The organism is Spirosoma liriopis, assembly GCF_023196085.1.
GTDB classification, from domain to species: Bacteria; Bacteroidota; Bacteroidia; order Cytophagales; family Spirosomataceae; genus Spirosoma; species Spirosoma oryzicola.
The window spans coordinates 35,396-49,018 of record NZ_JALPRF010000002.1; the positions used below are offsets into that span (position 1 = coordinate 35,396).

Genomic DNA, 13,623 nt, shown 5'->3' on the forward strand with positions numbered 1-13,623 from the left:
AGTAGAAAGGGAAAAGGCGATGGAATGAATGGACGAAACCCGAAAGGCGATCTACGGTTACGGATGCATTCCATCGCTGTTTACGATTTTAAGGCGTCTGCAATCGATAAGCGGGACATGCGAAGGGCTGGCAACACACCTGATAAAAATCCGAAAATTAAACACACGAAGATGCTGATCATGAACACGCTCAGGTTAATGGTTAGATCGGCGTAAGCAATCCAGCCACTGCTGTTGATAAAGTAAATGATACCGGAGGTCAGCAGCAGGGCAATAGCGCCCCCGATCAGTGTGATGAAAATATTTTCGACAATAAACTGCCAGACCAGCGTCTGAATGGGTGCACCGAAAGCTTTCCGGATGCCAATTTCCGACGCTCGTTCCATAATCCGACTGACGTTGACGTTGACTAGATTGAGAGCCGGTAATCCCAGCAGCATAAACAGAATGAAGGCAAGAGCACCAAACAGAATGGCTTTGAGCCCAGGGCCACCGTCCAGGATTTGACCGATGAAATTGGCCGCGTACGGCTCTGATTTCACTTCCAGATAGGTATACTTATTGTCGTTTTCGACAATTGGTAACGGTATCTGATTGATGCGGTCCTGAAATTCGTCGTTTATAGCCTTTAGATCTGATTTATCCTTGGCCAGTAAAATACTCATGAAACCGCCCCGCATATCGCTTCGCTGGTAGTTGCTCTTGGGAGCTGTGTACGGAAAATAAACGTCGGCGTACGTGATCGGGCGTGTAACGGGACTGCCTTTTACAACACCAATGACTTTGTAATGAATGTTTTCAATTTCAACGTCTTTACCAACCGCCGATTCCCTCGCATCGGGAAAGTACTGTTTCCTGAAGTCGTCCGTAATAACCGCTACGTAATCCCCATTGGTAATGTTCTGCTCACTGTACGGTTTGCCTTCCAGAAAATCGAAGTCCATGACCCGCCAGAAATCGGCATCGGTAAATTTGGTGTTCAGCTTGATGCGCTGCGAACCTACGTATGCATTGGAGCTATTGAAGGCGGAAAAGATACTGACCCGCTCGGGCGTTTTCAGCGTTTTAGCGTACTTGTTCAGAAACTGAAAACTCATCGGTCCCGAACTTCTTCCGCTTCGAGCTGAATCGCGCTGAACCATCAACATGATGTAGAGCGAGCGGTCCCGTTTTGTCTCAGGATAATGACTGCTAAACAGATGATCCAGAAAGGAGGTCAGTACCATCAATACCGTGAGGGTCAGGCTGATACCGAAGAGCGTAATGAAGGTGTAGAACGGATGCCGAAGCAATACCTTCCAGGCGATTTTTATGTAGTTTATCAGCATGGCATTAAACCGTTTGAAGTACCGAATCGCCAACCATTGACCCATCGAAAAGCCGTACTAAACGATGCGTTTTCTTTGCCATCGATTCGTCGTGCGTAACCATCACAATCGTGCTGCCCTCCGCGTTGAGCTGTTGAAGAATCGCCATGATTTCGTTGCCCATCGCGCTGTCCAGATTGCCCGTCGGTTCATCGGCGAGAATAATATCGGGTCGGCCTACGATGGCTCGTGCAATCGCCACCCGCTGTTTCTGACCACCTGACAGTTGATTCGGGAAATGTTTCATGCGGTTGCTCAGACCAACGCGTTCGAGCGCCTGCTTCGCCATCTCCCGGCGTGATGCACCCGTTGTATCGCCTTTCCGATAAAGCAAAGGAATCTCGACGTTATCGAGGACGGATAAATCATTGATCAGGTGAAAGCTTTGGAAGATAAAGCCGATTTTTTGGTTCCGAAGCCGGGCCAGTTCTTTATCCCGGTAATGGGTTACGGCTTGGCCGCCAATCTCCACATTGCCTTTGCTTGGTTCGTCGAGCAGGCCCATCAGGTTCATCAGCGTCGATTTGCCGCAGCCGCTGGGGCCCATAATGGACAGAAATTCTCCGGTTCGGATGTCAAGGTTGATGTTTGTCAGCGCCAGCGTCTCGATGCTGCTGGTGCGGTACACTTTTTCGATGTTTTTGAGGGTAATCATGTCGATCGAGGGTGGTTAATACGTGATTTTATGATTCGTTTCAAAGTCGTACAACGTCAGCAGACGAAGCGAGTAAAACGCCTGCCAGTAGTCGCGGAGCGCTAGAATGGCATCCCGGCGGGCCCGGTCTTTATCCTGGATGGCAATACCCAGATCCGTAACGCTCAGGTTACTTAACTTAAACCGGTCCTGGGCGATCTGATAGCGGTTCTGGGCGATCTGGTCGGCTTCGGCGGTCAACTTAACCTGCTGGCGAAGCATGTCCAGCAACGTTACCTGCGTGTAAATCTGCTGCTCGAATACGCGCTTGTTCTGCTCGACGGTCTGTACGATTAGCTGTTGGTTCGCCAGTGCGGTTTCTGTCCGGGCTTTAGCACGTCCCCACGTCATGATGGGCAGTACAAAGCGAACTTCCAAAAACTCGCGGTCCTGCGGACGCACGTACACGTCGCTGGGCTGAGTACCCCGGTTTGATAGGCCGAATTCTGCGTTTAGCGTAGCATTCAGTCCGTTTTCTTTGCGTGCCTTTTCCGTATCGCGTTCGGCTTCGAGCAGTTGCCGACGGAAGCCAATCGACGCCGAACGATTCGCAAACGCTTCGGTTAGTGCCTTGCTGATATCGACCGGAAATTCCGTTAGCTGAGTCGGTACAACCAGTTCGAAGGGCTGCGGTCGGCCTGAGTTGGCGACGTTTGTATTCAAATACGACCGTAGCTTTAGCGAGGCTACTTCTGCCGTCTGACGAGCTGATGCCAGATCTTTTTTGGCGTTCAATACGCTTAGTTGCAATTGAAGCAGATCGTTCTGCGAAATCTTGCCCAGGTCCAGTTTGTGAACGGCTATCTTGTAGAGCGTGTCATTGTTAGCGCGGTTGGTTTCGGCAATTTGAAGGTTCACCTGCGCGACCAGCAAGTCAAAATACAGACTCGTCGCATCAACGGCAACCTGTTCCAGTGCTTCGATGTATTGCTGGTTACTTTCGGCGTAGCGCAACGGTTCGGTTCGGCGATCCCACTTCATTTGATTGAAGCGAAACAGCGGTTGCGTCAGTCCGATGGCAAAAGGAATACCGTTGTAAAGCGTCGTGTTGTTCAGAAAATTGTCGAACCGCTGAAGTTGTTGCTGAACGAAGATAGAGCCACCCGTCAAAGGAATGTTCTGGCTCAGGGACAGGTTCAGAATCGAGTTATTGTTCGAAACGGGTTGAAACGCAATCGTACCGTCGGGCTGGGTGACCTGCACAAACGAACGGGTAAAGCTGGGCAACGATCCATCAAGGCTTAGTTGCGGTTTAAAATCGGACAGAAACGTTCGGTATTTCCAGTAGTTCGTTTTTCGTAGGGTAGCCGCCTGTTTACCGGCGATCGACTGGTCACGAGCCAGCTGAATAACGTCGTTCAGCGTAAACTTTTGTGCTTGCGTCGTGGATAGTTGTAGGATTAGAAGCATGGAGCAACCTACCACCCATTTCGTCAGTGAACCGATCCGTTGGCCTGCCTGACTAGTCATCGTGTTCATCGTCAGGGCTTTTTAGGATCAATCGTGAGCTGTTCCAAATGCGCGAATTCGCTTAAATCGGTCAAAATAACCTGATCGCCGGGTTGCAAACCACTTTTGATCTCAACCCAATCGAAGTTGGACAAGCCGACCTCTATTTCGCGACGCGTCGCCACGGTAGGGCTGGTCATCACGTAGATAAACTGCTTGCGTTTGCCTTTAAAGGCGGGGCCGTTGGCGACGCGAACGGATTTCGCCACGCGATTGGTGACGATAAAAACCTCTACTTTCTGATTAGGCCGGAGCGACGTGTGACGATTATCATCCAGATCAACCGCAAACTGGATAACGCCATTCTGCACGGCTGGCTTGACCTGGACGATCTGACCGCGTATGGACGTTTCATTTATTTTGACGATAACCGGTAAGCCTGATTTTAGCTGTTCGGCATATACATCGGAGCAGGAACCTTCAACCCGGAAGCTGCCCAAATCGGCTAGCCGGGCCAGCATTTCGCCTTCGCTCACGGCTGAACCGATGTGCTCGTTTACCCACGTCAGCACGCCCGCCCGGTCGGTTAAAATATCCGCCTGTTTGAGCTTGTGCGCTAATACTTTCAAATTGGTGGCTTCAATCTGAGCCTGTAATTCCGACTCTTTCAGGCTGGCGCTCATCGACTGACGATTGTAGGTCAAGTCATTCTCAAGCTGCCTCTTTTCCAGTTGAGCAATTTGCAACAGATTCTCCGCGCGGGTAACGTCTTCCGGCGTCTGACCACCTACTTTCAGTAATCGTTTTGCATCGTTTAGTTCGGCTTTAAGTTTGTTGATAGACAGCGATTTGATCTGGTCGTTGACATCCGCATCGAATAAGTTCTTGTTTAACTTTAGCCGAAGTTGCTCGATGCTGTTTTGTTTTAATGCGAGTTGGTCAGCAATTTTTTCGTATTCAATCTGGGTCAGTGATTTGTCCAGTTCCAGGATGGGCTGACCTGGCCGGACGCGCGTTCCGGGCGTTAGCAGGACCCGACGGATACTGGCGCGGATGGGGCTGGTGATGATTTGCTCATAAGCGGGGATGACTTCTCCCGTAGCGGTGATGGTATTCTCCACAAAACCGGTCTGGGCAACTGCCGTCCTGATCTTGCTTGCTTCGACTGATGTGTTCAACAGCGTCTTAAACCAGAGAATCCCAGCAATCAACCCAATACATAAGGCTGTGCCAATCAACCAGCTTTTCCGGCGGGTTTGAGCAACAAGTTCGGGCGCTAATTCACGGTCCATGATTGGTAAGTGTCGTTATGCACTATACTTTTCAAATGGCATGCCACGAATAAAATATTGAAAATCAGATATTTGTGATTTTGAGCTGATGTAAATAGGTGCGATTTCGCACAATCGGTGCGGTTGTGCACTAAGTAGCGAAGCCCAAGACGGAGCACGGAGTGATACAGGATACCTGTAATGGCTGGCAACGTTTCGTTCTTGTTAGGTGTTTCACTCTGGACGGGCGTTAAAATAGAACGGTAACCGGGTAAAATAGTACTGTTTGAAGGTTCGTGGAGTTCGTAAATTTGTAATTTAGCGTATACTCAACTCAACTGGTTGTATGCCAATCTGGTCCGACATACGGTTTCGACGTATTTTACTTGGTACAACGGCCAGTCTGTTCACCATGTCCGTTTGGCTTACGGCTTGTCAAACAGCGGTTGAGAAGCCTGCCGACGTTGTCGCTGCCGAAGCCTTTTTGCCGGAAAAAGTCGATTACAACCTGCACGTCAAGCCAATTCTGTCCGATCGATGCTTTGCCTGTCACGGTCCAGACAAAGCCAAACAGCAGGCGGGGCTGCGACTCGACACGCCCGAAGGAGCTTATGAAGCGTTAGCCAAAAGCGGTCATACGGCTATCGTGCCGGGTAATCTGGCCAAAAGTGAATTTGCGCGTCGCATCATCACCACTGACCTGGACGAAGTGATGCCTACGCCCCAGTCGAATCTGACGCTCAGCGCGGAAGAAAAGGCAATATTGCTACGTTGGGTCGAGCAGGGGGCGGAGTATAAGCAGCATTGGTCGCTGATTGCGCCGACTATGCCCGAATTGCCTCAAGTCAGCGACGAGAAATGGGTAAAGAACGACATCGATCGATTCGTTCTGGCTAAACTGAAAGCCAAGCAACTAAACCACGCACCCGAGGCCGATAAAACAACGCTTCTTCGTCGCGTAAGTCTGGACCTGACGGGCTTACCACCAACACCGGCCGAGATTGACGCGTTTGTGGCGGATAAGTCCCCGAATGCGTACGAGAAAGTCGTGAATCGGTTGTTGAATAGCCCGCACTATGGCGAACGGCAGGCGGCTGAATGGCTCGACGTGGCCCGGTACGCCGATACGCACGGCTACCAGGACGACGGCCTGCGAACAGCGTGGCCTTACCGCGACTGGGTGATCCGGGCCTACAACCGCAATTTGTCGTTTGATCGGTTCGTCACCTGGCAGCTAGCCGGTGATTTACTGCCTAAGTCAAATCGGGATCAGCTCATTGCAACGGCTTTTAACCGCAATCACCAGCAAAGCCAGGAGGGGGGTATCGTTGATGAGGAATATCGCGTCGAATACGTAGCCGACCGGACCAATACGTTTGGGAAAGCCATGCTGGGTCTGACCGTCGAATGCGCCCGCTGTCACGACCATAAGTATGATCCAATCAGTCAGAAGGATTACTTTTCCTTGTTCGCGTTCTTTAACAGCAACAATGAGCGCGGGCAGATCCCTTACAATGGCGAGGCCGCTCCGACCATCACGCTTACCAAGCCCGAAACGGATGCGAAACTGAAGTTCATTCGCGAGAAACTCACGCCCATTGAGCAAAAGCTAAATCCCAATCGCCCCGATTACCAGCAACGGTTTACGCAATGGCTTGCCAACGATTCGCAGCAAAACCTATCGTCAACGGATTCGGGATTGTTGGCCCATTACACCTTCGACGAGGCCGACCGGGCCGATGTAAGCGCGTTTGTGAAAGCGCAGAACGAAGCGAAAAAGCTGGAGGATGCGAAGCGGAAAAAAGAAGAGGACGCCAAGTCGAAAACAAAGAAACCGGAGATTAAGAAGCCTGAACCGAAACCCGTTGCCAAGCGGAAAACGAAAGAAGAGCTTTGGAAAGATCCGCGCAATGCGTTTGCCAACTCGGTGAACGACACGATTCCGGCACGGCTGGGTGGCGATCCCGACAAGGTGCCTTACGCCGTTCCCGGACGGTTCGGTAAGGCGCGATTCCTGCCCGGAGATAGTTACATCGAACTACCCCGTGATTTTGGTGCTTTCGAACAGAATCAGCCGTTTTCGGTGAGTAGCTGGTTTAATCTGGCTAAACCAAACATGGCCCTTACGCTTTTGGGGCGCACAACCGGACCGATGGACGGGCAGCGCGGCTACCAACTTGATCTTCTGGCCGACGGTCGATTGAAACTCACGTTCAACCACGTCTGGCCTGCGAATGCCATTGACATCGAATCAGTCGATAAAGTACCTGCTCACCAATGGTTTCAGGTCGCTTTTACTTACAATGGCATGGGACGCGCCAACGGGCTGACGCTGTACCTGAACGGTAAGCCTATACGGACTAAAGTGGTTACCGACAACTTGGTTCACAGCATGGTGTACGGCAAGGATAAAACGCATTGGGCGCAACACGCGTTTTACGTGGGTCGGATGCACGACAATTTCTACAAAGACTTTGCTGTTGACGAATTGCGCATCTACGACCGTTGCCTGACGCCATTGGAAATGCCTAAACTGGCCGGACAGTCGGATGCGCTCAACGCGGCTCTGCAAACGTCCGCGTCTAAACGTACGCCCGCGCAACGAGCGGGTTTGTATACGTACTACGTGACAACGCAGGACCCGATCTATCGCGATGAGTACGCTAAAGCCATGACCTTACGGGGTGAGCAACTCATGCTTTACACTAATTCTGATCAGGTCATGGTGATGCAGGAGCGACCAACTCCCCGCGAAACGCACTTGCTGAAGCGTGGCGCTTACGATGCACCGGGTGAAGTTGTTAAACCTGCTGTGCTGCACAGTTTGAGCCCAATCCCAGACGATCTTCCTAAAAACCGGCTTGGTTTGGCAAAATGGTTGCTGTTGTCCGACAATCCGTTGTTTAGTCGGGTGATGGTTAATCGGGTGTGGCAACAATATTTCGGGCAGGGATTAGCCAAAAACAGTGATGACTTCGGTAATCAGGGTGCGTTACCAAGTCACCCCGAATTGCTGGATTACCTGGCCGTTCGGTTTCGGGAAGGAACCGGGGCGCCCGGCTCACAATGGAACATAAAAGCCTTGCATAAGCTGATCGTCATGTCGGCAACCTATCGGCAATCGTCGCGGGTTTCGGAAAAGGAGCGGGAAGCCGATCCCGAGAATACGTTCCTGAGCCGTGGACCAAGTTATCGAATGTCGGCGGAGCAGGTACGTGACAATACATTGGCGGCCAGTGGGTTATTGAATCAACGGATTGGTGGGCCGAGTGTCCGACCGTACCAGCCGGCAGGTATCTGGGAAGCACTAGCAACGCGCAACGCGGTGAAATACGAACAAAATCACGGCGATAGTCTGTACCGACGCTCGATGTACACGATCTGGAAACGGAGTTCGCCCCCACCGATGATGCTTAATTTCGACGCTGCCGAGCGGCATACCTGTATTGTGAAGCGGCAGAAAACGAGTACCCCCTTACAGGCACTCGTCACCCTTAACGACCCGCAGTTTGTTGAAGCGGCCAGAGTACTGGCGCAGCGGGTAAAAGGGGCAGGCACACCCGATGATGGCGAATTAATTAACCGAATCTTCAAAGCCGTTATCAGTCGTCCGGCCCGCTCGGTGGAGGTAAATCTGATGAAGCAGCTTTACGCGGAAGAGCTGGCCGATTTCCGAAAAAGCCCTAAGCGAGCGACAGAACTGTTGACCGTAGGCGAGTACCCGGTTGACAAAACACTAGATTCGGCGGAGCTTGCTGCCTGGACCGTGGTGACAAGCACAATCATGAATTTCGACGAAGCGATCATCAAGCGTTAATGGAAGTGGCGTCAGATGCTCACATTCTGACGCCACTCAAAACCAGATGAATTAACGGGCGCTGTCCTTCATAATCAACAACAGCTATGGACATTCAGGACGAAATACACGATCAGTTGAGCCGCCGGACGTTTTTAGGACAAACGAGCGCGGGGCTGGGGACGATTGCGCTGGCGTCGCTCCTGAATCCAGCGAATCTGTTTGGTAAAGGGTCATCTGCGTCAGACGAAAATCCAGCAGTCGGGAAACCGCATTTTCCACCCAAAGTAAAGCGGGTTATTTATTTGTTTCAAAGTGGCGCACCTTCGCAGCTGGAACTGTTCGACTACAAGCCGAAGCTTGAAGCGATGTGGGGGCAGGATCTGCCTGAATCGGTCCGCAATGGTCAGCGTCTTACCGGAATGAGCGCGGGACAAAGCCGGTTTCCGCTGGCTGCTTCAAAATACGCGTTCGCGCAGTACGGCCCCAGTCGCATGTGGATGAGTGAACTTTTGCCCCACACCAGCCGGATTGCGGGCGACCTGACGTTTGTTCGTTCGCTCCATACCGAAGCCATCAACCACGATCCCGCTGTTACGTTCTTTCAAACGGGTAGCCAGCAGGCGGGGCGTCCTAGTTTTGGCTCCTGGATTAGTTACGGATTAGGTTCCGACAACCAGAATCTTCCGGCTTTCGTCGTGTTGCTGTCCAAAGGCCGCGATGGTGACCAGCCGTTGTACGCGAAGTTGTGGAGTAACGGATTTTTACCTTCGGTGCATCAGGGCGTTGTGTTTCGGTCGGGTCCCGACCCAGTTTATTACCTCAATAATCCGCCGGGTGTTGACAAAACGAGCCGTCGGCGGATGCTCGATTACCTGACAAAACTGCATCAGGAGCAATATAAACAGGTACTCGACCCGGAAATTAACAGCCGAATGGCGCAGTATGAAATGGCGTACCGGATGCAAACGTCGGTCCCCGAAACGCTGGATATCGCCAAGGAGCCCGATTACATTTTCGACATGTACGGCCCCGAAAGCCGGAAACCCGGTACGTTTGCCGCCAACTGTTTGCTGGCTCGTAAGCTCATCGAGAAAGACGTGAAATTCGTGCAGTTGTACCACCAGGGTTGGGATCAGCACGGTAACCTGCCGAACGACATCAAGATTCAGACGAAAAGCGTCGATCAGCCGTCAGCCGCCCTAATCCGGGATTTGAAGCAGCGCGGTTTGCTGGATGATACGCTCGTAATCTGGGGTGGCGAGTTTGGGCGTGGCGCTTATTCGCAGGGAAAGCTAACGCGCGATAACTACGGGCGCGATCACCACCCGCGCGCGTTTACGGTCTGGATGGCTGGGGCCGGGGTGAAAAAAGGAATGGTCTACGGCGAAACCGACGATTTTGGCTACAACGTTATTAAAGATCCAGTCCACGTCCATGACTTTCAGGCTACCATTCTGCACTTGCTCGGCGTTGACCACGAGAAACTTACTTTCAAAAGCCAGGGCCGTCGCTACCGCCTGACGGATGTACACGGTAAGGTCATTAAGCCGTTGCTGGCTTAGTTTTCGCTGTATTTTTAGAGGTTCGTTCTGCCGAACAGTATTCGATAGGCCGTATCTCCAAGATACAGCGTATCGAATACTGTTCGGCAGAACTCTCTTATACCATTAACTTTGGCGATCCGGAGTGAATACCGATAAAGGAATAAGTATGATTCAGTTTAGGCGATTAGATCACATCTTGCTGTCGATTCCGGAAGGTGAGACGGCAACAGCTCGTACCTTTTACACCAATGTAATGGGGCTGACCGAAATTCCGGGCAACCATCCGGGCGGGGCTATCTGGTTTGCTATCGCCAATATTCAGCTCCACCTTCGCGAGGAAGGCGGTGAACAACCGTACTCAAAGCGTCATCCGGCGTTTGAAGTCAGCCAACTGGAACTAGCCAAAAAAGCGCTTGAACAGCACGCTATTCCCATCGAATATTCATCAGAAATTGACGGGCGGCAGCGATTCTTCATTCGTGATCCGTTCGGTAACCGGATCGAGTTTCTGGAGTTTTTACCGTAAAAAGGGGCTGTTCCTTAACCTGATTCCTTCTATATTTCACCCGGCAAAAGAAAAATGGGAGAAAATCAGTTAATTAGAAGGAGCATCTTTCTAACTAATGCAGGAACAAATAGAGACATGGATACGGGCGCTGGTCCGCTGGTTTGGGTATGTGCCTAATCGTGATTTGTCAGGTTGGGTATTACTCACAATCGCGGTCGTGCTAGGCCTGGCAGTTGATGTTGTCGTTACTCAAGTAAGCCGGTTTATTGCCCGTCGCCGAACGTTTCAAACGCTCAATCTCCTTAAAATTCATGTTCGCTGGGCGTTTTGGTTGTTCACACCATCCTTGTTTTTTCTCCTGGCTACCAATATTCAATCCGCGCGGTTTCTGCGTCGTCACCCTGTAGCCGACAAAGTGGCGGAGGTGTTGTTTCTCGTTACAGCCACTTGGTTGATTGTCAAATTGTTGAAGTTTGGCGAACTATTCCTGATCCGGGAATACGACACAACCAAGGACGTGAATCTGTCGCAGCGGAAATTTGTGACGCAGGTGCGCTTTGTTCGCCGTTTAATCGCGATTTGCGTCCTGATTGTGGGCGTCTCGCTCTTACTGATCTCGTTTCAGGGAAGCCGAAAAGTTGGGTTGAGCGTGCTGACGTCTGCGGGGGTCGTATCGGTGGTTGTTGGTTTTGCTGCTCAAAAAACGCTGGCTAGTTTGCTGGCAGGGATACAGATTGCTTTCAACCAGCAAATTCGTCTCGACGATGCGGTTGTTGTGGAAAAGGAGTGGGGGCGTATCGAAGAAATTAACCTTACCAGTGTTATCGTCCGGCTCTGGGACCGGCGTCGGCTAATTTTGCCTATTACGTACTTTGTCGAAAATCCGTTTGAAAACTGGACCCGCTCCGACGCGTCGATTGTTGGTTCCGTTTTTTTGTATCTGGATTATAACGTACCGATTGAAACGATTCGAACTAAAGCGCGGGAAATTGTCGAGAATGACCCCTTATGGACGGGCGAAACCTTCGCCGTTCAACTGACTGATACGACGCTGACCTGCATTCAGATTCGGATATTAGCATCGGCCCACGATGCGCCGTCGGCGTTTGATTTACGCTGTCATATTAGGGAACAACTCATTACCTTCATCCGGGACGAATACCCGCAGGCGCTACCGCAAACACGCTTGATGCTGGCTGAAGAACTGCGTCCCAAAGAGGTCTAACCTGATAGATTTAGGCTTAGTGGGGTCAACTACTCATAGCTGACCCCACTGATAAGCCGTGTTTTCTTGTGGTGTCGGTTTCTCAAGACAGTATTGTCCGAAATGTTCGATTTACATCAATCGGCTCCCTTCGTAGTGGTGTCGGCGGGGCCGCCCGCGCGGTTCTCAAAACCGACCTTTGGCGTCAGCAACCGGTGTCGGTTATGAGAAACCGACACCACCGATACCACCAAAACAATTCAGGTTTTATTCTTCCCAATCGAATGAGCGTTCGATCGCTTTCTGCCAGCCGCGCATGAGTCGTTTACGCTGCGTATCGTCCATTGTCGATTCGTACGTTCTGGCGACCCCCCAGTTTTGCCGAAGGTCGTCCAGATTGTGCCAGTAGCTCACGGCGATACCGGCAGCATAAGCAGCACCCAACGCTGTCGTCTCGGTCATCTGTGGACAAACGACGGGTCCGTTCAGTACATCCGCCTGAAACTGCATCAGCAATGAATTAACAACCATGCCCCCATCGACGCGCAACGATTTTAGTGATACACCCGCATCCTGTTCCATTGCCCGTACTACATCGACAGTTTGGTAAGCCGTTGCTTCCAGAACAGCCCGCGCGATATGCCCTTTGTTGACAAAGCGGGTCAGGCCGGCAATTACGCCCCGCGCGTCGGCTTTCCAGTGGGGAGCGTACAAGCCCGAAAAGGCAGGGACGAAATACGCTCCGCCGTTATCGTCAACCGACCGGGCCAGCGTTTCAATATCGGTGCTTTTTTTGATGATGCCCAGATTGTCGCGCAGCCATTGCACCAGTGCGCCCGTTATGGCCACACTGCCTTCGAGCGCGTAATGAACGGGTTCGTTCTGAAACTGGTAAGCCACGGTAGTCAGCAAGCCATAGGTTGACTCGCGAAGTTCGGTGCCGGTATTCATAAGCAGAAAGCAGCCCGTGCCGTAAGTATTTTTGGCTTGTCCCGGTTCGTAACAGGTCTGTCCGACCAGCGCGGCTTGCTGATCCCCAAGAATACCCGCAATGGGTACGCCCGGCAACACCTCCGACGTGACTGTTCCGTACACTTCGCTACTGGGCCGGATTTGTGGCAACATAGCGCGGGGAACCCCAAACGTTTCCAGCAGCGAATCGTCCCAGTCGAGCGTGCGTAGATTCATCAGTTGCGTACGACTGGCATTGGTAACGTCGGTAATATGCAAACCACCAGCGGGGCCGCCGGTCAGATTCCAGACGACGAACGTATCCATATTGCCAAAAAGCGCGTCGCCCCGTTCGGCATCAGCGCGTAAACCAGACACGTTGTCTAGCAACCATTTGAGTTTCAAACCACTGAAATAGGTTGCTAGTGGCAGGCCCGTTTGCGGTCGAAACCGGTCTTGGCCGCCGTAGGCTGCAAACTCCGTTACCAGATCGGCGGTACGCATATCCTGCCAGACAATGGCATTGTAGTACGGCTTCCCCGTTTTACGATTCCAGACGACGGTGGTTTCCCGCTGGTTTGTGATACCAATAGCGGCAATATCCTGCGTTGACAACTGCGCTTTAATGCGGGCCAAGGCGACGACTTCCAGCGTATTACGCCATATTTCTTCGGGATTGTGTTCAACCCAGCCGGGCTGCGGATAAATCTGTTTATGTTCTTTCTGAGCGAGTGAAACAATCTGGCCTTGCCGGTCGAATACTATACAACGGGTACTGGTCGTCCCCTGATCAATGGCGGCTATGTACGTGGGCATAAAACGGTATGAATGGTCAA

At 51.7% G+C, this 13,623-nt stretch carries 9 protein-coding genes; 4 read left to right on the forward strand and 5 right to left on the reverse strand.

Annotated features, from left to right (window positions below):
• Nucleotides 1-80: 80 nt before the first annotated feature.
• The 4 genes from M0L20_RS09250 to M0L20_RS09265 all read right to left on the reverse strand — a co-directional run bounded on the left by M0L20_RS09250 (nucleotide 81) and on the right by M0L20_RS09265 (nucleotide 4,802).
• Nucleotides 81-1,328, reverse strand: a complete 1,248-nt coding sequence (locus M0L20_RS09250) for an ABC transporter permease (RefSeq protein WP_248476661.1) — start codon at nucleotides 1,326-1,328, stop codon at nucleotides 81-83.
• 4 nt (nucleotides 1,329-1,332) lie between these two features.
• Nucleotides 1,333-2,022: an ABC transporter ATP-binding protein gene (locus tag M0L20_RS09255; RefSeq protein ID WP_248476662.1), complete on the reverse strand. Its 690-nt coding sequence runs from the start codon at nucleotides 2,020-2,022 to the stop codon at nucleotides 1,333-1,335.
• Between the two features lie 15 nt (nucleotides 2,023-2,037).
• Entirely contained in the window at nucleotides 2,038-3,471 is a 1,434-nt protein-coding gene (locus M0L20_RS09260; protein ID WP_248478062.1) for a TolC family protein, read from the reverse strand.
• Between the two features lie 71 nt (nucleotides 3,472-3,542).
• Nucleotides 3,543-4,802 carry an efflux RND transporter periplasmic adaptor subunit gene (locus M0L20_RS09265; RefSeq protein WP_232560624.1) on the reverse strand — a complete coding sequence of 420 codons (1,260 nt, stop codon included), beginning with the start codon at nucleotides 4,800-4,802 and terminating at the stop codon, nucleotides 3,543-3,545.
• 325 nt (nucleotides 4,803-5,127) lie between these two features.
• Between M0L20_RS09265 and M0L20_RS09270 the strand changes: the two genes are divergently transcribed.
• The 4 genes from M0L20_RS09270 (at nucleotide 5,128) to M0L20_RS09285 (ending at nucleotide 11,857) form a co-directional block, all read left to right on the forward strand.
• The gene (locus M0L20_RS09270; RefSeq protein ID WP_248476663.1) at nucleotides 5,128-8,598 is read left to right on the forward strand and encodes a DUF1553 domain-containing protein; all 3,471 of its coding nucleotides are present in this window, start codon (nucleotides 5,128-5,130) and stop codon (nucleotides 8,596-8,598) included.
• An 86-nt stretch (nucleotides 8,599-8,684) separates the two neighbouring features.
• Nucleotides 8,685-10,142: a DUF1501 domain-containing protein gene (locus tag M0L20_RS09275; RefSeq protein WP_248476664.1), complete on the forward strand. Its 1,458-nt coding sequence runs from the start codon at nucleotides 8,685-8,687 to the stop codon at nucleotides 10,140-10,142.
• Between the two features lie 148 nt (nucleotides 10,143-10,290).
• Entirely contained in the window at nucleotides 10,291-10,650 is a 360-nt protein-coding gene (locus M0L20_RS09280) for a VOC family protein (RefSeq protein ID WP_248476665.1), read from the forward strand.
• Between the two features lie 97 nt (nucleotides 10,651-10,747).
• Nucleotides 10,748-11,857 carry a mechanosensitive ion channel family protein gene (locus M0L20_RS09285; protein ID WP_248476666.1) on the forward strand — a complete coding sequence of 370 codons (1,110 nt, stop codon included), beginning with the start codon at nucleotides 10,748-10,750 and terminating at the stop codon, nucleotides 11,855-11,857.
• A gap of 246 nt (nucleotides 11,858-12,103) precedes the next feature.
• Here the strand turns inward: M0L20_RS09285 and glpK are convergent, their stop codons facing one another.
• The gene (gene glpK / locus M0L20_RS09290; protein WP_248476667.1) at nucleotides 12,104-13,603 is read right to left on the reverse strand and encodes a glycerol kinase GlpK; all 1,500 of its coding nucleotides are present in this window, start codon (nucleotides 13,601-13,603) and stop codon (nucleotides 12,104-12,106) included.
• Nucleotides 13,604-13,623 lie beyond the last annotated feature (20 nt).